The organism is Litorimonas cladophorae (assembly GCF_014652455.1).
In the GTDB taxonomy this organism is placed as follows: domain Bacteria; phylum Pseudomonadota; class Alphaproteobacteria; order Caulobacterales; family Maricaulaceae; genus Litorimonas; species Litorimonas cladophorae.
The window spans coordinates 1,065,551-1,087,553 of the sequence record NZ_BMYV01000001.1 but is presented as its reverse complement, the minus strand read 5'-3'; the positions used below and the strand labels follow the sequence as shown (position 1 = coordinate 1,087,553).

Genomic DNA, 22,003 nt, shown 5'->3' with positions numbered 1-22,003 from the left:
GCGCGGCCAGGTCCGGGCCATTTTTTCGATGTTTGAATTATTCGCCTTATTGACCTCGCCAAACTAGCCAAAGTGGGATCCATATCAGTGTCAAGGTCGTCATGCCCTTGATGCACTGATATGTTATCCAGACCCAAAAAAGTTCTTTTTTATGGTCTTTGATATAGCGAATGGCTCTCATGGGATTAAAGCGAGACTGAGATAATCGTTCGCTCATTTCACGTCCTCAAGAAAAGTTTTATAATTGCCCCGACGATCGTGATTGTGACGAAGCCAAGTGCCCAAAGGGCGACAAACCATAGGAGTTCCTTTGGTCCCGTCTTTTCAATATGGGTGTCTTTTTCTTCCAGAAATTTAAACTTAAGCATTAGTGGTACCCCGCTTCAGGATCGACCTTTCCTCTGAAGACCCAGTAGGCATAGGCCGTATACGCCAAGATCATTGGAAGAAGAATGAGCGCGCCAACGAGCATAAACATGAGGCTCTTATCCGGCGCTGCCGCTTCCGCGATAGTGACGGCGCGCGGCACGATATAGGGGGAGATGCCAATCCCCAATCCAGCAAAACACAAAAGAAATATGCCTATTGTTGCCAAGAATGGAACGTTGTCTTTGCGTTTGATTATGCCCCATCCGAGCACGACAGCCAAAATGAAGACTAATGTCGGTACCGGCAGAACAAAGAGAAGCTGCGGAAATGTAAACCACCTCTCAGCGATTTCGGGTGAGAGAAATGGCGTCCAAAGACTTACAATTCCCATAAAGGCTAAGGTCGCAATCGCCATGGGTTTGGCAATAGCATAAGCTCTGTCCCTCAGAATGCCCTCGGTCTTCATAACGAGCCATGTGGTGCCTAAGAGCGCGTAACCCGCAGTGAGCGCGACGCCACACATCAATGAAAAAGGTGTGAACCAATCCCACCAGCCGCCCGCATACGCACGGCCTTCAACGTCTATGCCTTGCACGAAGGCCCCTAGGACAATTCCTTGGCTAAAGGTTGCAAGAAGTGATCCAAAGAAGAATGAGCGGTCCCACGTCTTCTCATGGGCTTTGTCACGCCACCGATATTCAAATGCGACTCCGCGGAATACCAAGGCTAAAATCATAACGATAAAGGGTGCGTATAGCGCAGGTAGAACGATAGCATATGCTAAGGGAAAGGCTGCAAGCAGACCCCCGCCGCCCAAAACAAGCCAAGTTTCGTTTCCGTCCCAAACGGGTGCAACAGAATTCATGGCAACGTCGCGACATTTATCTGTTTCCAAAAATGGGAACACTAAGCCGATACCGAGATCAAAACCGTCGAGAATAACATAGATGAAAATAGCTAATGCCAAGAGGCCAGCCCAGATTGTTGGTAGTTCAAACATAGCGTCTCTCCTATTCCTCAGGGTTCATAGCATCGGGGTCCAGTGAAGCTGCGGGCGTTATACCCGCAGTTCGCGTGACAGTGCCCGGCAGTTTATCGAGGTGGCCAGGTGTCTTGCTCATCATTTTGATAATGTAATAAGTTCCCGCTCCAAAGAGAGCGAAATAGACAATGATGAAAGCCAAAAGCGAGGCTGCAACTGCGGGGGCTTCTACAGGTGCAATGGACTCGCTGGTCCGGAGTAAGCCGTAGACTGTAAAAGGTTGGCGACCGACTTCGGTCGTGACCCATCCCGCCAGAACTGCGACGAAACCGCTTGGTCCCATGATCAGGGCAAATCTGTGAAATAGTTTGGCTTCGTAAAGTCGTTTGCGCAACCGCAAGAACAGGCTGGTCACGCCGACGAGTAACATCATCATGCCAATACCGACCATAATTCTAAAGCTCCAGAAGACGATGGCCACAGGCGGTTGATCTGCACGAGGAATGGTATCTAAACCCGCGAGCGGCGCGTTTAAATCATGCTTGAGGATAAGCGATGAGGCTTTTGGAATACCGATCGCATATTTGAGCTTTTGGTTTTCTTGGTCCGGAATGCCGAACAAATAGAGCGGGGCGCCATGATCATGACTTTTAAAATGACCTTCCATCGCCATGACTTTCGCGGGTTGGTGCTCAAGCGTGTTAATGCCGTGAAAATCACCCGCAATGATTTGCAGAGGGGCTACAATCGCGGCCATCCACATCGCCATTGAGAACATCTTTTGAGCCTCCTTGTTCGACTTGTCTTTGAGCAGATGCCAAGCGCCGACAGCGCCGACAACAAATGCTGTCGTCAGGTAGGCCGCGAGCACCATATGTGTCAGACGATAAGGGAAACTTGGATTAAATATAATCTCCATCCAGTTTTCGGGGACGAACTGGCCTACCTCATTGATCGAAAATCCCGCAGGCGTTTGCATCCAGCTGTTCACTGACAAGATCCAAGTGGCCGATATTAAAGTTCCGAATGCGACCATGATCGTCGCCATGAAATGTAGCCGTTTAGAGACTCGCCCCATACCGAATAACATGATGCCTAAGAATCCAGCCTCTAGGAAAAAGGCCGTCAAAACCTCATAGGCCATGAGCGGTCCAATCACTGGTCCGGCTTTGTCCGAAAAGACACTCCAATTTGTCCCAAATTGATAAGCCATCACAATGCCAGAGACGACCCCCATACCAAAAGCGACGGCGAAGATTTTCCGCCAATATTTAAATAACTTTAGATAGGTGTTGTTTCCAGTTTTCAGCCACAGGCCTTCCAGCACCATCAGGTAGCTGGCAAGGCCAATCGAGAAGGCTGGGAATATGATATGGAAAGAAACCGTAAAGGCAAATTGAGCTCTTGCTAGGTTTATGGCGAGTTCGCTGACTGAGGGGTCCATGTCAAAATCTCTATTTTAAAGAGTGTGTGGGGGAGTAAGTTAGAAATTGTTTTTATAAATTTTTAGGCTTCATAATTCGCGCCCGATGCCGTCCATGCTGCATAGGAGCCGTAGTAAACGTCGATGTCAGTGATACCAGCTTGTTGCAGTCGTGAGGCTGCGACCGTTGCTCGCGCGCCACTTCCGCACATGACTGTAACAGGTCCGACGAACGTCAACGCCTGAGGATCTTGAAGAATTTCGCCCACGTAGCAATGTTGCGCAGTCCTTATATGCGCAGTCTGAAATTCGTCTAGTGAACGGACATCCAATAATGTCCAAACCTCGTCGGATTGCAGTCGATGAAGAACTGTTTCGGTGTCAATGATGGGCACCGAAGATATCTGAGCACCACCGGCGGCGATTCCGACCATATTCTTGGAAAAGCCAACAATATTTGAATACCCAATACGGTTTAAATGACGCGCGGCGTCGGATGCCTCCTGCTCCGCGTCACATATTAATCCAATCGTATCGCTCTCGTTCATCATCCAGCCTGCGAATGAAGAAATCATGGCAACAGGCAAACTGATGGAGCCTGGAATATGCGCGGCCAAGAAGCTCGAGACAGGACGCACATCAATCAAGTGTTTTGGAGCCTTATTCCGCAAAGTGTCGTAGCTGAGTGCTGGTAGATTTGGCGAAGGATCTAATGCCGCGGCTCCAAAAACATTCCGGCGTTCCATTGTCTTGAAATAGGGCGGCTTGTAATGATGCTCAGTCAATTTGGCTTTAATGAATTTATCGCGAGTTTCTATCTTAAGGCGGTCATTGTTTCTTCGCTCATGTCCAATTGTTGAAAACTCTCTGTCGGCCATTCCCGCACCGCAGACGGAGCCAGCACCATGCGCGGGATAAAGAATAGCTTGATCGCCCAATGCCAAGAGCTTTTGTAGACTATCGTAAAGCATGCCCGCCATTTCTTCGGCGCGCTCGGGGTAAAAGTCTGCTCTGCCGACATCTCCAACAAAAAGCGTGTCGCCCGTAAAAACTCCAGCGGCGCCGTCTTCGTGGGATAAGTCATACAAAGCGATTGAGATCGAGTCATCCGTGTGACCGGGCGTTTCCAAAATCTTGAGCTTTAGGTTGCCCGCAAAGATTTCTTCGCCTTCAAGGACTGTGCGAGCATAGTCAATCGGTTGCTGAGGGTTAGGTCCGTGTAAAGCCTCAGCTCCTGTTTTCGCTGCCAAAGCATAAGCGCCAGAAATGAAGTCTTCATTTCGATGGGTTTCGATTACGGTTTGAATCTGACAATGGTTGGCCCGTGCAATCTCCATATATTTAGTTATGTCGAGTTGCGGGTCGATCACGACGGCGCTCCCGCTATCGCCAACTATATATGAGAAATGAGCAAGCCCATCTGTCTTGATTTTTTCGATAAACATAAATTTATAAACCTCTACTTTTTGTGTAGACCTGCTCGCCCATTAGACGATTTCTTTTTACTAAGTCGAAGACGCCGTCAGACGCGTGTGCCAGCCAGCTAAGATCAGTCGATTTCGGGGGCATCAGAGATGGAACTCAATTTCGGTATCGAAAGCATTGCCACATATTTTTTTAATAGCGTCATGCTGGCTTAAGAATACTTCGCCTGTCAGGTCATGCAGCAGATGTGATTTTTGCAATTTATCCATGACAGGGCCTTTTACCTCAGAGAGATGAAAGGAGATTTTGGCAGATTTGAGCCGTTCATTAATCGCTTCAAGGCTTTCCAAAGCGCTCAGATCAATATCGTTCACCGCGGAGCACATCAGGATGACGTGCTCGACCTTTTTATTTTCCAGCGCGCGTTCGTAAATTGCGTCCTCCAAGAAACGCGCATTGGCAAAGTAAAGCGACTCGTCCACGCGCATTGTAATAACCCGCGGGCTTGTGACCACATCATGACGCTCTACGTTCCTAAAATGCTCCGTATCGCGAACTTGTCCGACTATCGCATAATGAGGGCGGGAGGACCGATATAAAAACATCGCGACGGAGATAATGACGCCGGCCATGACGCCAGCTTCTACGCCAATAGCGAGGGTCAGCAATATCGTTGCGAGCATTGCCGCAAAGTCACTTTTAGAATAATTCCACGCCTGCTTGATATCCGGGATGTTCACAAGCGAAAGAACGGCAACGATGATCGTTGCGGCAAGTGTTGCGATAGGAAGTGAGAACAGTAGCGGCGTCAAAAATAAGGTCGCTAACGCAATGCCGATAGCCGTGAAACCGCCAGCGGCGGGTGTTTCTGCACCCGCATCGAAGTTAACTGCGGAGCGCGCAAAACCACCTGTCACGGAATAACCACCTGAAAAGGCGGACGCGATATTTGACGCGCCAAGAGCAATCAATTCTTGATCTGGTTCGATACGTTGACGTTTCTTAGCGGCGAGCGTTTGGGCAACGGAAACGGATTCCACAAACCCAATAATAGCGATGATGACGGACGATCCTAAGAGGCTTATCCAGAGGCCCATGTCAAATTCAGGCGCGGCAATAGGCGGCAAACCTTTAGGTATATCACCCACAATTTTTACGCCCTTATCGGCAAGATCCAAAACGATCACGGCCAGTATCGACACCACGACTGCGATAACGGGGCCAATGCGCGTTCCGATACCTGCAAGCTTTTCAGATAAGCCGACTTTGATTAGTAGAGGTTTTAAGTTTCCGCGAACCCAAAACAAGAACGCGGTTGATAGCGCGCCAATAATGAGCGTAGGAACATTCGTGTTAGGAACTTGCGAAATCAGGGATTGCCCGATTTCCAATAAATTGTGCCCTGTAACCTTCACGCCTAAAATATGTTTGAGTTGGCTAACCGCAATCAGAATACCTGAGGCGGTAATAAAACCCGAAATTACGGGGTGGCTTAGAAAATTCGCGATGAAGCCCAATTTGAACAGGCCCATGACCAGCAGCATAATGCCCGAAATGAGGGCCAACAGGATGGCGACGGCTAGGTACTCGGGAGAGCCTTGAGCTGCCATTTTACCAGCCGCTGCGGCTGTCATTAATGAGATGACAGCAACGGGACCGACAGCAAGTGTCTTACTTGTGCCAAAAATAGCATAGGCGACGAGGGGCAGTATACTGGCGTAGAGTCCGACTTGGGGCGGCAGGCCTGCGAGTAGAGCGTAGGCCAACGACTGCGGGATGAGCATAATTGTAACAATGATGGCAGCGATGCCATCATTGACAAATGTCTCGCCTTTATATGTGCGACCCCAATCCAAAATTGGGAAATAATTGGAAATTTTCATAGACATCGTCGTCCCGCTTGGCGCGTTAAATAATCGCCTGAAACTAATCTAAGGTAATTTCGGGTTTTGCGAGAAACTCTTTACCTTTGAGCATTTGGTTCCAATATACGCTAGGCAAGAGGTGATCCTTCATGAACCATGCAGCCCGCGTGGCCTTTGTTCCGTTGATCATCCAGACGGGCACAGATGGTAATAATTTTCCACCATAGCCGAACTCAGCGAGTACAACTTTCCCTTTTTCGACTGTTAAAGGGCATGCGCCATATCCGTCATAATTGGCACGCGAGTTGTTCCCCTCCATTTGGAAAATGATATTTGAGGCAACAATTGGCGCTTGTTTACGTGCCGCGGCCATCGTCTTGGCATTAGGTGTCGATCCTGCATCACCCAGTCCGTAAATGTTGGCGTATTTATTATGCTGTAAAGTGTGCTGATCGACATCGACCCAACCAGCATCATTCGCAAGCGGGCTGGATTTGATGAAATCTGGAGCCGATTGCGGCGGACAGACATGAAGCATATCGAACTCGCGCTCCACTTGGCTTTTTTTGCCATCGGCATCTGTCTTCTCAAACCAGGCTGTTTGCTTGGGACCGTCAACTTTCACGAGGGTCTCGCCAAAATTAAGTTCGGCATTATAGCGTTTCACATATTCCATGAGCGCAGGGACAAAGGCTTTGACGCCGAAGATGGCGCCGCCCGTGTTGCAAAATTTGATATTGATCTTGTCCAATACGCCGGTGCGTAGCCAATGGTCGCCCGAGAGATACATGGCCTTTTGCGGCGCGCCCGCGCATTTAATCGGCATTGGGGGTTGCGTGAAAATTGCGGTGCCTGATTTTAAGCCCTGCACGAGCTTCCATGTATAGGGCGCGAGATCATATCTGTAGTTGGAGGTGACGCCATTCTGACCCAGTGTCTCAGTCAGGCCTTCAATTTTTTCAAAGTCGAGCTGCAGACCCGGTGCCGTGACCAACATCTCATATCCAACGTTTCGCCCATCCGCGAGGGTCACCGCGTTATTGTCGGGATCAAAGGTCGCGACCGAGGCTTTAATCCACTTAACGCCTTTGGGCATAAGTTCCTTCATCCTACGGCGCGTTTTCTCGGGCTTGAAAACGCCGCCGCCAACCATCGTCCAGCCTGGCTGATAAAAATGCTCGTCTCTCGGTTCAATAATCGCAATGTCGAGCGAAGGCTTTCGTTTAAGTAAACTGGCTGCTGTTGCAATGCCTGCAGATCCGCCGCCAACAATAACGATTTCATGCGATAGATTTGGAGCGTTCACCCCCGGCATATTCGCCCCCTTTTCCTCTACGGTTTTTGTATTTTGATTGTTGGTGGTTGTGAGGACTGATTTCATTTCCGATAAATCATAGCCAGCGCTCGACGCTATTTTGATGATGGCATCGGCGGGAAGACGTCCTTTTTGCGACTTGGCCCAAAGCGTTGTTGAGCGCGTACCTGTGCGGCAAAACGCTAGAACTGGACCTTCGCTATTTGTCATGACAGTTGCAAAATCAGCAACATTAGCATCGGTCATTCCGCCTGGGTTCACCGGAATGTAATGGTAGCTTAGGCCAAGCTCTTTGGCGCGTTTAGCTAAAGTTTCTGAACGCGGTTGTCCTTTCGTTTCACCGTCGGGGCGGTTGTTAATAATGGTCTTTATCCCATCAGCTGCGATCAGTTTGAGGTCAGCAAGCTTGATTTGTTCCGAAACAGAGAGGGACTCGTGGAGAGGTTTGAGATTCATGACAGTGGCCTAAACAGAATTAAGGGGGATTTTGAGATAGCGGACACCATTCTCTTCCGGTTCGGGCAGCTCACCAGCCCGCATGTTTACCTGAATAGAGGGCAATATAAGCTTTGGCATGCTAAGTGTTTTATCGCGCTCTGTGCGCATTTTGATAAACGCGTCGCGCGTGACGGATGTGTTCAAGTGAATATTGCTTTTCTTTTGATCACCGACCGTAGTCTCCCAAGCATAGTAGTCTCGTCCTTTTGCCTTGTAATCATGGCAAAGAAACATGCGGGTCTCGTCAGGCAATTCATAAAGCTTTTGAACCGAGTCATAGAGGGTTCCTGCGTCACCGCCCGGAAAGTCGCAGCGGGCTGAGCCATAATCGGGCATAAAAAGCGTGTCGCCAACAAAAACGGCATCGCCAACGTGATAAGCGACGCAAGCGGGGGTATGTCCTGGCACGTAAATGATTTCAGCATCAAGGTTGCCAATTTTGAATCTTTCATTGTCTTTGAACAAACGCCCAAATTGGCTCCCGTCTTGCTTAAATTCCTCACCGGTGTTGAACAATCCGCCAAACACCTTCTGAATATCGGGAATATGCTCCCCAATCGCGATTACGCCGCCAATTTGCTTTTGCAGGTAAGGTGCGGCTGAGAAATGATCGGCATGGGCATGCGTTTCCAAAATCCATTGCACGGTCAAACCGCTGGTCTTGATGAAATCAATGACCTCATCCGCAGACGTCGTTTTCGTTCGTCCTGAGCTGGCGTCATAATCCAAAACAGAATCGATAATTGCGCAGGACTTAGTTTCAGGATCTGCAACGATATAGGTGACGGTATTTGTGGGCTCGTCAAAAAAGGAAATGACTTCTGGTTTGTGTGCCATGACTAAACTCCTTGTTTTTTGGTGGAGGCGAAAACGCTGTAGCCGCGATCTTCTGAAGAGGGCGATCCGGATTTTGTGAATTTGGGACGGGGGTTGAAGGCAATCGCTTTTTGGCCCTTCGTGCCTCTTGCTGGGACGCCTAGTTTTTGACGATTTCGCGACCCGCCACCACTTGCTTCGCAAATAGCTTCGATTAAATTGCGCATGGGGGAGCTTGTTAGAGAGTAAAAAACGACTTTTGACTGGCGGCGAGGGGAAATTATCTCCGCATCGCGAAGATGACCAAGTTCACGCGAGAGGGTCGGCTGACGTATTCCCAACTCTTCCTCAATATCGCCGACGGATAGTTCGCCCTCTAAGAGGCGGCAAACAATCATTAAACGATTAGGGTTGGACAGTAATTTGAGTTGGGCCGCGACCTGCGGGGCCTTTGCTATCATGTCCTCGCTAAAGCTCATGAGGTCACCTCATCCTGCTCACCTGTGTCATTTGCAACTTTGCGAAAATACCATGCCTGACCATCGTGTGCTTTAATGGCATCGTTAAAAAGGCAGGGCGCATTGTACAAAACCTCACCGCCCGGCTGCCATTCCGCGGGAATGGCCACGCTCTCTCGTTCAGAAAGCTGGAGGCCTTTCAAGAGGCGCAAAAGTTCATTTACCGAGCGACCGACGGTTAAGGGATAATGCGTAAGGGCTTTCAATATACCGTTGGGGTCAATGATGAACACTGACCTCACCGTTGCCGTGCTCGAAGACCTTTCGTGGATCATGCCGTATGCGGTGGACACGGCCATGGAGACATCTTCGATCACAGGAAACGTGATTTTGACATCAAATTTTGCCTCAATGCTCTCCAGCCATGCAATGTGGGAATACACACTGTCGACGGACAGGCCAATCAAAGCGCAATTTAACGCTTCAAATTCCGGCAACGCGTTCTGAAAAGCAATAAATTCAGAGGTGCAAACGGGTGTGAAGTCGGCGGGGTGTGAGAACAGGACCACCCATTGCCCTCGATAATCCTCGAGAGCGCACGTGCCTAGCGTTGTCCGTGCGGTAAATAATGGGGCAGGCTCGTCGAGCTTAGGTCCCACGTTCGCACTTGGAGCCATACCATCAAAAGGGGCGCGATTTTCAGGTAATGTCACAATGTTCTCCAACGGCTAGTCATATTTCTCCGCTTCTATAAAATACATTATACAAAATCAATAATAAAATTACGTAAAGTGTATATTGACTAAATTCTTTCCACGTCTTAATTGGAGCTGACAATTAGATCGTATCGGTAGCTGAAAAAGGAATTTTACAATGAGTTTGCGTATTGGAGACGTCGCTCCCAATTTTACCGTGGAGACGACAACTGGTGAGATCGATTTTCACGATTGGATTGGCGATAGTTGGTGCTTTTTCTTTTCTCATCCAGCCGATTTTACGCCTGTTTGCACGACTGAAATGGGCCGTACGGCTCAGCTCGCGGACGAATTTGCTAAACGCAACACCAAACCCCTCGGCCTCTCAACTGATGGCGTTAAAGAGCATTTGGCGTGGATTGATGATGTCAATGACACGCAAAATACGACGCTGATATTTCCTATCGTGGCGGATGCAGACACCAAAATTGCGCAACTTTTCGATATGATCCATCCAAATGAAAGCGATACAGCGGCTGTTCGATCGGTGTTTATTATTGACCCTGACAAGAAGGTTCGTTTGACAATGACCTATCCTATGAGCGTCGGGCGAAACTTCGATGAAATTTTACGTGTGATTGATGCGTTACAAGCTGGCGACAAGAATGGGATTGCGACGCCAGCTGATTGGAAAGTCGGCGACAAAGTTATTATTCCCCCGTCTGTCTCAAATGAGGATGCGGTTAAAAAGTTTCCGCAAGGCTTCGACGAAATCCGGCCCTATCTGCGGTATACATCCATCAGCTAACCCCCCTTACAACTAGGCTTCCCCTGACATTTTCCTCTCTGTCAGGGGGCATTTTTTAGGACAACAAATGGAAAATTTTACGCCATATTCAGCCGCCATTGGCGGGGCCATGATCGGGCTGTCAGCCGTTTGGCTTATGGCCAGTGCTGGTCGCATTGCCGGTATTAGTGGTATTTTGGGCGGTGCGCTCAACGCGGACAAAGGTGATAAATCATGGAGGTGGACCTTTCTTGCGGGACTGATACTCGCCCCATTGATTGTTGGTTTCTTTCAACCCTCACGTCTTGAGATAGAATTTCCAACAACGGGGCCGTTGTTAATACTGGCTGCCGTGCTTGTCGGTGTCGGCACGCAATTAGGAAACGGCTGTACGAGCGGGCATGGTGTTTGCGGGAATGCGCGACTGTCCATGCGATCCCTGCTAGCGACGCTCACTTTTATGACCACCGGTATTGTCACGGTCCTCATTATGCGCAGCTTTGGAGGGTTGTAAGATGCGGCTTCCCGTTTCGACTTTCATCGCAGGCCTCTTATTTGGCGGGGGTCTAACAGTGTCCCAAATGGTCAACCCTGAAAAAGTTATCTCATTCTTGGATATCACAGGGAATTGGGATCCAAGTCTTGCATTCGTGATGGGCGGGGCGCTTCTCGTGACCCTTGTCGGTTATCGTATTGTACTTAAGCGCAGCGAACCTCTTTTTGATGAAAAATTTCGTCTGCCAACTCGCAAAGATATCGATGCGCCGCTTCTCGTCGGGGCGGCTCTGTTCGGCGCTGGGTGGGGGCTTGCAGGTCTTTGCCCAGGTCCTGCCTTGGCGGGTGCGAGTTTTGCGGGTCTGAACGCCTATATTTTTGTCGGGACGATGATCGCTACGATCTTCACATATAGATTCCTCAAAGCGAGAACATAATGGTCAGAATCCCCGTGTTTTCTTTGCTGGGTGCGGCAGTTATCTTGGCTGCATGTGCTCCGTCAGGTTTAATGTCGTAAACCCTATCTGCGCCTTGTCAAAAAAAAGAAGCGCTCCGGAGACAGCATTCTCTGATCTTTCTAACTTCAGTTAAGGTTCCCCAGATTTTATTAAAAACTCCTTGCATATAGCAATATTCTCGTCAGAAGCTTGAGGTTGCAATATATTGGGAGCGACAATGACGCGCAGCTTTTTTTCGGGTAATCAGAAAGCATTGAGTGGGTATAAAGCCCGCCTGAGTGGAGTGAGCCTAGCGGCCCTTGCGCTTCTGGGGATTGCAGGGCCAGCGAATGCGCAGGACGTTGGCGTGGAGGTTGTCCCGGATGGTTTCCAAGCTGCTAATTCAATCAAAGATTTCAAGAGCATCACATCCCTAGCTGACGGAACTGTCGAAGTCCTATTGGCAAGCGGTGAAACGGTATCCTTTGCGGCGGCGGAAGTCGCCATCGTCGGCGGACAAGTTTTTGTCGCAGAAGCCGCGATTGCTGCTGCTGGCCTCACAATCGGGTCTGCTGCGATCAGTACGGTTGCGATTGCAGCGGCTGGTGCCGCTGCAGCAGGCACCGGTGCCTTCGCATTGTCGAAAGGTGAGAGTAATGATGCTCCTATTTTCTCTTCCCCGTTAACGACGACAGCTTCAGAAAACCAAACTTCCGCTTTCACAGCGACTGCAACAGACGCCGATAATGACTCTCTGACCTATACGCTCTCAGGCACAGACGCAGGTCTCTTCACAATCAATGGATCGACGGGTGTCGTTACGTTTAATGGTGCGCCCGATTTCGAATCACCAGCCGATGCGAATGGGGACAACACTTACACCGTGACAGTAACGGCCTCAGACGGCGCTGAACAAGTCTCCCAGACTGTCAACATTTCAGTGACCGACGAAAATGAAACGCCTGTCATTTCCGTGGTGGAGGCTACTACCGTCGACGAGAATCAAACTGCTGCTTTCACGGCCACCGCGACCGATGTTGATGGCGATGCGCTGAGCTATGCTCTGTCGGGCGCCGATGCCGCGCTGTTTGCCATTGATGCGGCGACAGGTGTTGTCACCTTTATCGACACCCCAGATTTTGAAGCGCCTGCCGATGCGGATGGTGACAATGTCTATGATGTAACCGTCACCGCAACGGATGGGACACTCTCAACGTCACAAGATGTGGCGATCACGGTTGCAGATGTGAACGAAGCGCCTGTTGTCACCAGTGGTCCAGCTTTCACAGCTGCCGAGAATCAAACCGCTGCTTTCACTGCCAGCGCCACAGATGTTGACGGCGATGCGCTGAGCTATGCTCTGTCCGGCGCCGACGCGGCCCTCTTTGCCATTGATGCGGCGACAGGTGTTGTTACCTTTATCGACACCCCAGATTTTGAAGCGCCTGCCGATGCAGATGGCGACAATGTCTATGATGTAACCGTCACCGCAACGGATGGTGAGTTGTCGAGCTCTCAAGACGTGGCGATTACAGTCACCGATGTGAACGAAGCGCCTGTTGTCACCAGTGGTCCAGCTTTCACAGCTGCCGAGAATCAAACCGCTGCTTTCACCGCCACCGCGACCGATGTTGATGGCGATGCGCTGAGCTATGCTCTGTCCGGCGCCGACGCGGCCCTCTTTGCCATTGATGCGGCGGCAGGTGTTGTCACCTTTATCGAGACCCCAGACTTTGAAGCGCCTGCCGATGCAGATGGTGACAATGTCTATGATGTAACCGTCACCGCGACAGATGGTGAATTAATTAACATTGAAGCCGTCTCCATCTCTGTAGCGGACGTTGACGACACAGCCCCAGATGCGCCCATTATTCTCTCCGTAGGTTTGGTCAACATCTTCACGGCCAGTGAAAACGGCGATGGCGGCTCTGTACAATTCTTGCCGGCCATAACAGGTACGGCAGAGGCTGGTTCAACCGTTGAAATTTTCGATGGGACCACCTCATTGGGGACAGCGATAGCCGATACAGATGGGGCCTACTTCCTCTCCACATCAAGCGCGAGCCTTAGGGGAGATACATTGTCTGCTACAGCGACGGATGCGGCCGGAAACTTATCTGAAGCTGCAATTCTCGCGGAGCAATATGGGTATAATCCTGGGGGGTATTTCGAAGAGAATTCTGCGCCGTTTGTCCTTGAAGACGGCATTGGGGAGGATAGCGGATTTATCGTCTTGCAGATCGACGGACAAAACTTTGCGCCAATCGTCTCAGATGCGGGCGATGTGAACAATGACGGCTTTGACGATATTCTGGTCGGTATTGGTGAAGCGGATGCCAATGGTGAAGACTCAGGTTTAGTTGCTGTTGTTTTCGGCGGGGAGGGCGGCTTTGGAACTTCGGTCGATGGAGTTTCAACCATCAATCTTGATACGTTGGCAGCCGAGGACGGGTTTTTGGTAGCAGGGGAAGCCGGTGGTGATTACCTTCGCCCCGTTTCGTCGGCTGGTGATTTTAATGGTGACGGAATTGATGACTTTGTGATCGGTGCGACGGGTGTAGACCTGTTCGCTCCAAATGCGGGTGCCTCTTACATCATTTTCGGTCAAGAGGGTGACTTTGCCGAAACGGATGAAACCGGTCAACAAATCATCGACTTATCCGCTCTAACGCCGGCGCAGGGACTTGTATTTGTGGGCGGTGAAGACTCTGGTCGACTGGGATATGACGTGTCTGATGCTGGAGACGTTAATGGGGACGGCATCGCAGACCTCCTCCTCTCCGATACAGATTATCTTTCAGACGGTGGCGTTTTTGTCGTCTATGGTACGACTGAGACGCTTGGCGAAACCGCGGCAGATGGACGGCACGTTGTAGACTTATCAAACCTTACGGCAGATCAAGGTTTTCTCGTCACAAATGCTTCATCAGGGTACTTTCTTGGATTCACAGTCGCCGCGGTTGGCGATATTAATTCTGACGGCATAGATGATTTTGGTTTGAGTGATCCAACGGGCCAGGGCGCAGCTTATGTGATCTTTGGTAGTCCTGACGGTTCGGGCACGCCAGACAGTTCAGGCTTATCCGTTCTTTCCCTCGCAGAACTTTCTGCGTCTGAAGGAATTCAAATTATTGGCACGGACGCTAGCCCTACAACTGTTGGCATATCCGTGGCTGGCATTGGTGATTTCAACGGCGATGGGTTTAATGATGTTTTGGTCGGTGCCTCCGACTCATTTGGGAGTGGAACTGGCGAAGCCTACGTTATCTTTGGCGATGAAACAGGATTTGGGTCAGATGACGGCGAAGGGGGATTATTATTAGATGTCTCGACGCTTACAGCTGATCAGGGCGTTCTTTTGAGCGGCCTTCCTGGGAGTTTTGCGGGTTTCCGAGCCGAAGGTATTGGGGATTTTAATAATGACGGATTCGCCGACGTCATCATAACATCCGCGAATTTAAGTTTCTCCACGATTATATTCGGCGGTGACGAAGTCGGGGCCTTAAATGACGACGGCCAATCGGTGGTGAATTTAGGCGATCTTGGCGCGCTAGAGGGTCTAACACTCGTCGGAAACCGTCTAGGAGATGGCCTTTCGGCGGCTGGGGATGTCAATGGCGACGGTGTTGACGATGTAGTTGTTGGCTTATTCGGACAACCCAACGGGTCTGCTTCAGCACTCGTTTTATTTGGCGGACAGCAATTCGAAGGGCTCAGCGAAACACTCGCTTTTGTTGATGAAAATACAACGTCTGCATTTGTGGCGACGTCTCTTGGAGAGGGGACAAGCTATTTGCTTGAAGGCGAGGATGCAGAACTTTTCTCAATAAACCAAGACACTGGTCTCGTCAGCTTCATTGTCGCACCAGATTTTGAAGCAATCTTCAACACAGAAAGCTTAAACGGCGTGCTTGCGGACGCGGATACGGTCGAAGACTTGGAAGCTCTCGGCTATAATGTTTCCGTGGTGGCGATAAATGGCGATTTTGTAACCCATCAGGATGCCTATGTCACAGTCACAGATGTCAATGAATTCGCCCCCTCTATAAATGCGGCGGCAGACTTGGCCAGTTCAAACGGTTTGTTTGCTTTCCGAGCGGCGGATGAAGATGGATCTTACATCAGCATTTCTGGTTTCGAAATTGATGAGAATGGGATCAAGATTCCAACTTTCGCTGAAAACCTCACTTTTGAGATCGTGGGCGGTGCGGATGCTGATCTCTTTGTTGTGGCAAACTCATTTGGGGCCCAATTTTATACGGGATTGATTGGTTTCGCAGATTTGTTCGGTATCGACGCGCCTACGGATGCAAATGGCGACGGTGTTTACGAGGTTGAGATTGCCGTTTCTGATGGCGATTTCACAACCACGCAGATGTTTAATCTGAACTTGGTTGAGGGCGGGGAGAGTCCTGTCTTCACGAGCGACATATCGTTCAACGTCGATGAATTTGAAGGGGAAGCATCTTTTCAAATTAGCGCTATCGATCCAGAGGGTGCGGATATTCTTTATTCAATTATCTCTCCTGACGAGGGTGACGCTAGCTTGTTTTCGATCGATTTGTTGACAGGCGAGCTGATGCTGAATGACGCTTTGTCTTTCTCTACGCCGCTCGACGCTAATCTCGACAATGTTTACAATGTTACGATTGCTGCATTCGACGGGACAAACTTCACGCTTGAAACATTTGACATTGCTGTAACCAACCTCGAATTTGCGCCGACCGTCCCAGTGGGGGCCACGGACCGCAATATTTCTGAAAACAATATAGCTGGCTATGGTGAAGTTATTGTTGCGACGGATCTCGACTTTGATGTTGTGTCGGCAACTATCACAGGGGGCGCAGATGCAGCGTTCTTTTCAGTAACGCCTGAGTACACCACGTCTTTTGGAGAAACAGGTTTCGACCTTAGGATAAATCAATCTTTTGATTTTGAGGCGCCAGACGACTCTGATGCTGACAATGTTTACGAGGTGGAGATCACATTCTCTGACGGATTAAATGAGACTGTGGAATTGATACAGTTTACGGTTTTGGATCTGTTCGAGAGCGCAAATGCGCCAATTTTCTCTACTCCGAATTCGGTAATTGTTGAGGAGGGGCAGACCACGGTCCTGACAATCAATGCGGATGACGCCGATGGAGAAACGCTAACATATTCTCTTGCTAATTCGCAAAATGACGCAAACTTTTTTGACCTCGACTCGGCGACGGGCGAGCTAAGCTTTGCCTATCCCATTGATTTCAATCAGCCGGATAGTTCCTACGACAACATCTACACAATTGACGTTATCGCCGATGACGGTTCGTTTAATCAAACGGTTCAAACAATTACCATTGAAGTTATTGATGTCGACGTTGCCCCGACGATAGACGTGCAAACAGAGATCGTTATTGACGAAAATGAACTGGGTTCATTTACCGTGTCTGCAAGAGAGAGTTTTGACGATCAGCTAATTACTTTGACTTTGCAGGGTGGGGATGAGGCGGCCTTTGGTCTCGTCAACGGTTATACTTCGTTGGGCTACGCCAGCGGGCAAATCGAGTTTCAACCTGTAGACTTCGAAAATCCAACTGATGGTGACGGTGATAATGTTTACACCGTTGACGTGGTAGCTTCTGATGGTGTGAACACTGTTAGGGAGACAATTACGGTCACGGTCCGTGATGTTTTCGAAAGCGAGAATGCACCTGTCTTCACATCCGTTAACGCCGTCGTTGTGGATGAAGGACCAGGGACTGTCCTGACTGTCGTTGCAACAGATGCAGATGGCGAGATACCGACTTATTCGATTACGGGCGGCGAAAATCAGTTCGTATTCGACATAGATGATCAAACGGGTGAGCTAGGGTTCAGTCGCGTTGTAGCTTTTGATCCGATTGGTGATAACACCTACGAAGTTGAAGTAACGGCTGACGATGGTTCCTCAAACCAAACGACCCAGACTATCACCGTTGAGCTTTTAAATGCTGACGTCGCACCTGAGTTCTTTTCCAACGGCCAGACCGACGCGACAATATTCGAGAATGATATGTCGGCGCCATTATCTTTCCAAGTGCGTGATAATTATGACAATGCACAGCTAACTATCTCACTGGAAGGTAATGATGCCGATTTATTCGAGATTCAATTCTCCAGTAATAGCGGCGGATACGCAGCTGGGGCACTCAACTTTATAATTCCACCTGACTTCGAAATGCCGCGCGATGCGAATGGTGATAATGTTTACGAATTAGCTGTTGTCGCGTCGGATGGCGTCAATGTCGTGACGCAAACCTATAGCGTGACTGTGGAAGACCTCTTCGAAAGCGCGAATGCGCCAATCTTTTCGACACCAACGTCTCTGACCGTTGATGAGGCTCAGGCTTTTATTGCCTCTATTAATGCAGATGACGCAGATGGGGAGGCCGTTGCTTACTCAATTACGGGTGGGGCGAGTTCCTATCTGTTCGGAATTGACAGCGAAACTGGTGATCTAAACTTCATATATACCCCGCCTGAATTTAATCCATATTTTCCGGAGAGTAATATTTATGAGGTCGAAATTACGGCTGATGATGGGTCGCAAAACCAGACCGCTCAGATTTTCACGATCGAGGTTTTGGATGTAAACCTTGTTCCGACTCTTACGATACCAGACTTCGTCACAATTATTGAAAATGAAACCTATTCCACTTTTGTGTCTGCGAGTGATCGAGATAGCGATTCACTACTGCAGCTGTCCCTTGGCGGTGCGGATGCAGACCTCTTTTCCCTGACGATTTTTACGGATTATAATGGGTATTCTACCGCTCAATTGGAACTGATTTCGCCATTGGACTTTGAGACCCCATTGGATGCCGATGGTGACAATGTCTACGAGTTGGAAATTTCCGTTACTGATGGTGTGAATATTGTCACGGATACGATTTCGCTCACTGTAGAAGATCTCTTCGAAACTTTGAATGCGCCGGTCTTTACCACGCCGACAGTTCTTTCCGTTGATGAGGGCCAAGACAGCATTTCAACGATTAATGCGACGGATGCCGATGGTGAGCTTCCGATTTATTCCATCACGGGTGGAGAAGACGGATTCAGATTTGCGGTCGACCCTGTTACGGGCGAACTTTCGTTTAGCCAACAAACGAGGTTTAATCAGCCTGACAACAGCTATAACGATAATTTCTATACTGTCGAAGTGACCGCCGACGATGGGTCGGGTAACCAAACAAGCCAATCTATAACTGTTGAGGTCTTAGATGTAGATGTGGCTCCGACGCTCTCGGTTCCCGAAACAAGAGTCGTCGATGAGAATGAGAGTTTATCATTTTCAGTGACGGCCCGTGAGGATTATGACCGCCAAGTGCTTACCCTATCGCTAGGGGGAGACGACGCTGAATTCTTCACTTTGACTGGCGGTTATAATTATTCTGGTTATGCTTTTAGCTCTGTAGAACTGATCGCGCCATTAGACTTTGAGACCCCCTTGGACGCCGACGGCGACAATGTTTATGAGATAGAGGTTATCGTTACTGACGGCGTTAACATCGTCACGGAAATAGTTTCTATTACTGTAGCCGATGTATTTGAGTCTGCTAACGCACCCGTCTTTACGACGGCCACAACCTCCATAGTTGAAGAGACGAACACATTTGTACTTACTGTTAGTGCAGATGATCTGGACGGGGAAACGCCGACATATTCTGTTACGGGCGGCGAGGATCAGTATTTTTTCTACGTCGATTCCTATACTGGCGAATTGAATTTCTATAATCCGCCTCGGTTTAATCAAGCCGACGACTTTGCGGATAATGTCTATACAGTCGAAGTGACGGCTGATGACGGGTCAGGCAATCAGACCACACAGACGATCACGATTGAGGTCACTGATATTGATGTTGCGCCAACAGTTAGCGTCTCTCCAACTTACTCGGGAGATGAGAACGAGAGTTTGTCGTTCTTCGTTTCTGGTCGGGATTTCGATCTAGACTCTGTTACACTCAGTTTGGGTGGTGAGGATGCCGCAGCTTTTGAATTGATTAATAGCTTTGGGTATGATGGGTATTCTCAGGGTACGATTGAATTCATTGGACTTCCCGATTTTGAAAATCCGACAGACTCTGATGGTGACAATATCTACATCCTAGAGGTGTCTGCGTCTGATGGGACTAGCGTTACGACTGAGACCATCGCGGTAACTGTGCGGGATGTATTTGAAAGTGCCAACGCACCTGTCTTTGTGAGCCCGAATTCACTCGTCGTGGATGAAGTCCGCGAAATAGATCTTGATGGAGCTTATGACTTTTTCGTAACTCAGGTGAGTGCGACCGATGTTGACGGTGAAACTCCGACATATTCTCTGCCATATGATCCCCAGACCGCTGGCTTCTATATCGATTATCGGACGGGCGAAGTCTCCCATAGCGGGCCACTTTTATTCGATAACGCGGGTGAACCAGGCGACAATATCTTTAATTTGTTGATCCTGGCTGATGATGGCACTGGAAATGTCACCGAGCAGATTTTGTCTGTCGAAGTCGCAGATGTGAATTTCGCACCTTTCCTGGATCGCTTGGGACAAACAGAGTCGGACGATATTTTCGTTCCGGAAAACCAAGTTCTGACGACGTCCTTTAGCTATTCCGATTATCCTGATTTTGATGACTTAACTGTAACCTTAGGCGGAGAGGACGCATCCGCGTTCGATTTTTCCGCTGTATCTTCAAGCCCAGGTTTTATTACAGGGCACCTAAATCTTGTCTCGCCACTTGATTTCGAGTCGCCAACAGATAGCGATGGTGACGGAGTCTATCTAGTAGAACTAATTGTTTCAGATGGCGTGAACACTTTTGTGGATAGCATTGCGGTCACCGTTACCGATGTCTTAGAAATCGGTGCACCACCAGCGTTCGTAACACCAAGAGCGCTGTCGATAGATGAGGGAATAGCCGTCGTTGGGCTTATAGAAGCGACAGACGTGGATGGGGATGAAATCTCTTATGAAATCACGGCTGGCGGTGATGACCGGTTTGAATTCTCACTTGGCGGTATCGATGGGAACGAGCTATCATTCAATTTTGCACCTGAATTCGATTTCTTAAATGATTTTAATGGTGACGGCGTTTTTGAAGTCGAAATCTCAGCATTCGATGGCGATAATACAACGACGCAACTTTTCGAAATTACGATAAATGACGTGAACTTCACGCCAACATTATCCGTATCAGACGGGTTCACCTATGAGAACGAAGTCGATCCGGCGCTCTTTGTAAACGGTAGTGATTATCGCGATTTCAATGACGTCTTAACCTTGTCGCTTTCTGGCCCTGATGCTTTGCTATTCCAGTTCGTGAATTCATATACCTATCCTGGCACCGTTGAGGCGAGGATTGAGTTCGTCGCCGCACCAGACTTTGAGCTGCCTTTGGATGCGGATGGTGACAATGTTTACGAATTGACGGTTGAGCTTTCCGATGGGGTCAATACCGTTAGCGATAACTTATCGATAACGGTGGGTGATCTCGACGACTCACCGATAAGTGCAAACGCTCCCGTATTTGTTACAGAACCTTCTCTTTCTATCGATGAGGGGCAAACCACGGTGACCTCTTTGTTTGCGACGGATGCCGACGGTGACAACGTGACTTTCGAGATTACGGGTGGTGACGATAACATTGAGTTTGCATTGATCGGACCTGATGCTGACACGCTGGCTTTTGCTTATACGACAGATGCCACATTCTTGACCGACGCCAATTCCGATGGCGAGTATGAAGTCGAGGTAACGGCTTCGGATGGCGGTAACACTACTACGCAAACCTTCTTTGTACGCGTGAACGACGTGAATACACCGCCTGACTTAACTGTAAATAATGGCACTACTCCCGAAGGCGATGTTTTCACTGGTTCAGTCATTGCTGCCGATGATTTCAACGACTTCGGTGACACGTTGACGATCAGCCTCAGCGGCGACGACGCGGCATTCTTTACAGTCGCGACGAGCTTAGACGGCCCTGGTTCATTTTTTGGTGACATTGAATTTGTCGTAGCCCCAGATTTTGAAACGCCCCTCGATGCAAATGGTGACAATGTCTATGACGTCACAGTCGAGGTATTTGATGGTTTGAATACGGTAACGCAGGACATCACGATCACTGTGGATGATATGCCAGAGGATGAGAGTGGAACTGTTAAAACGGGTGATCCTGCGCTCTCAAGTTTTAGCGTAGAAGACGATGATGTGATTGATCTGACAGCAAATGGCCTCGAAACCTTTACTGCCGAAGAAATATTTCCCGCTGAACTGGTCTTCAAGAATGCGCCTACCGCTGAGATAGGGCCGGAACAGGCGTTATTTGAACAAGATATCAACGCTATGGAGATGCAATTCATTGCTGACCTGCTTATGGTTCAAGACAGCGGGGCCGCAATAGACGGATAATCGTGCCTAAATCAG

General features: G+C 49.2%; 12 protein-coding genes. 4 read left to right on the top strand and 8 right to left on the bottom strand.

Translation table 11 applies throughout. The annotated features are described in order from the left end of the window. Positions 1-367: 367 nt before the first annotated feature. From cydB to IE073_RS05130, 8 genes are all read right to left on the bottom strand, one after another. Positions 368-1,369: a cytochrome d ubiquinol oxidase subunit II gene (cydB, locus tag IE073_RS05165; protein ID WP_189582193.1), complete on the bottom strand. Its 1,002-nt coding sequence runs from the start codon at positions 1,367-1,369 to the stop codon at positions 368-370. A gap of 10 nt (positions 1,370-1,379) precedes the next feature. Then, positions 1,380-2,795: a cytochrome ubiquinol oxidase subunit I gene (locus tag IE073_RS05160; protein WP_189582189.1), complete on the bottom strand. Its 1,416-nt coding sequence runs from the start codon at positions 2,793-2,795 to the stop codon at positions 1,380-1,382. Positions 2,796-2,857: 62 nt separating this feature from the next. After that, complete coding sequence (locus tag IE073_RS05155; RefSeq protein ID WP_189582187.1) at positions 2,858-4,219, bottom strand: MBL fold metallo-hydrolase; 1,362 nt, start codon at positions 4,217-4,219, stop codon at positions 2,858-2,860. Positions 4,220-4,342: 123 nt separating this feature from the next. Further along, positions 4,343-6,082: a SulP family inorganic anion transporter gene (locus tag IE073_RS05150; RefSeq protein WP_189583834.1), complete on the bottom strand. Its 1,740-nt coding sequence runs from the start codon at positions 6,080-6,082 to the stop codon at positions 4,343-4,345. A 43-nt stretch (positions 6,083-6,125) separates the two neighbouring features. Next, positions 6,126-7,835, bottom strand: a complete 1,710-nt coding sequence (locus IE073_RS05145) for a bifunctional protein tyrosine phosphatase family protein/NAD(P)/FAD-dependent oxidoreductase (protein ID WP_189582184.1) — start codon at positions 7,833-7,835, stop codon at positions 6,126-6,128. A gap of 9 nt (positions 7,836-7,844) precedes the next feature. Then, positions 7,845-8,714 (bottom strand): MBL fold metallo-hydrolase, encoded by an 870-nt coding sequence (locus tag IE073_RS05140; protein WP_189582181.1) that lies wholly within the window; start codon positions 8,712-8,714, stop codon positions 7,845-7,847. Between the two features lie 2 nt (positions 8,715-8,716). Continuing rightward, a complete protein-coding gene (locus IE073_RS05135; protein WP_189582178.1) occupies positions 8,717-9,172 on the bottom strand; it encodes an ArsR/SmtB family transcription factor in 456 nt (151 codons plus the stop codon). Further along, positions 9,169-9,828, bottom strand: a complete 660-nt coding sequence (locus tag IE073_RS05130; RefSeq protein ID WP_189583831.1) for a peroxiredoxin — start codon at positions 9,826-9,828, stop codon at positions 9,169-9,171. The genes IE073_RS05135 and IE073_RS05130 overlap by 4 nt, the downstream gene beginning before the upstream one ends. Before the next feature lie 196 nt (positions 9,829-10,024). On the opposite strand from IE073_RS05130, the gene IE073_RS05125 reads away from it, so the two are divergent. The 4 genes from IE073_RS05125 to IE073_RS05110 all read left to right on the top strand — a co-directional run bounded on the left by IE073_RS05125 (position 10,025) and on the right by IE073_RS05110 (position 21,988). Next, positions 10,025-10,654, top strand: a complete 630-nt coding sequence (locus IE073_RS05125; RefSeq protein ID WP_189582175.1) for a peroxiredoxin — start codon at positions 10,025-10,027, stop codon at positions 10,652-10,654. A gap of 67 nt (positions 10,655-10,721) precedes the next feature. Then, positions 10,722-11,147, top strand: coding sequence for a YeeE/YedE family protein (locus IE073_RS05120; protein WP_189582171.1), 426 nt, complete (start codon positions 10,722-10,724; stop codon positions 11,145-11,147). A gap of 1 nt (position 11,148) precedes the next feature. Next, on the top strand, positions 11,149-11,565 hold the full coding sequence (locus IE073_RS05115) for a DUF6691 family protein (RefSeq protein WP_189582168.1): 417 nt from the start codon (positions 11,149-11,151) through the stop codon (positions 11,563-11,565). Between the two features lie 238 nt (positions 11,566-11,803). Then, a complete protein-coding gene (locus tag IE073_RS05110; RefSeq protein WP_189582165.1) occupies positions 11,804-21,988 on the top strand; it encodes a cadherin domain-containing protein in 10,185 nt (3,394 codons plus the stop codon). The last annotated feature ends 15 nt before the right edge of the window (positions 21,989-22,003 follow it).

Bases quoted from the DNA above. Each gene is read 5' to 3' on its own strand.
- IE073_RS05115 (WP_189582168.1), top strand. From the start codon at position 11,149: ATGCGGCTTCCCGTTTCGACTTTCATCGCAGGCCTCTTATTTGGCGGG.
- IE073_RS05145 (WP_189582184.1), bottom strand. From the start codon at position 7,835: ATGAATCTCAAACCTCTCCACGAGTCCCTCTCTGTTTCGGAACAAATC.
- IE073_RS05160 (WP_189582189.1), bottom strand. From the start codon at position 2,795: ATGGACCCCTCAGTCAGCGAACTCGCCATAAACCTAGCAAGAGCTCAA.
- IE073_RS05130 (WP_189583831.1), bottom strand. From the start codon at position 9,828: ATGGCTCCAAGTGCGAACGTGGGACCTAAGCTCGACGAGCCTGCCCCA.
- IE073_RS05110 (WP_189582165.1), top strand. From the start codon at position 11,804: ATGACGCGCAGCTTTTTTTCGGGTAATCAGAAAGCATTGAGTGGGTAT.
- IE073_RS05135 (WP_189582178.1), bottom strand. From the start codon at position 9,172: ATGAGCTTTAGCGAGGACATGATAGCAAAGGCCCCGCAGGTCGCGGCC.
- IE073_RS05155 (WP_189582187.1), bottom strand. From the start codon at position 4,219: ATGTTTATCGAAAAAATCAAGACAGATGGGCTTGCTCATTTCTCATAT.
- IE073_RS05120 (WP_189582171.1), top strand. From the start codon at position 10,722: ATGGAAAATTTTACGCCATATTCAGCCGCCATTGGCGGGGCCATGATC.
- cydB (WP_189582193.1), bottom strand. From the start codon at position 1,369: ATGTTTGAACTACCAACAATCTGGGCTGGCCTCTTGGCATTAGCTATT.
- IE073_RS05125 (WP_189582175.1), top strand. From the start codon at position 10,025: ATGAGTTTGCGTATTGGAGACGTCGCTCCCAATTTTACCGTGGAGACG.
- IE073_RS05140 (WP_189582181.1), bottom strand. From the start codon at position 8,714: ATGGCACACAAACCAGAAGTCATTTCCTTTTTTGACGAGCCCACAAAT.
- IE073_RS05150 (WP_189583834.1), bottom strand. From the start codon at position 6,082: ATGAAAATTTCCAATTATTTCCCAATTTTGGATTGGGGTCGCACATAT.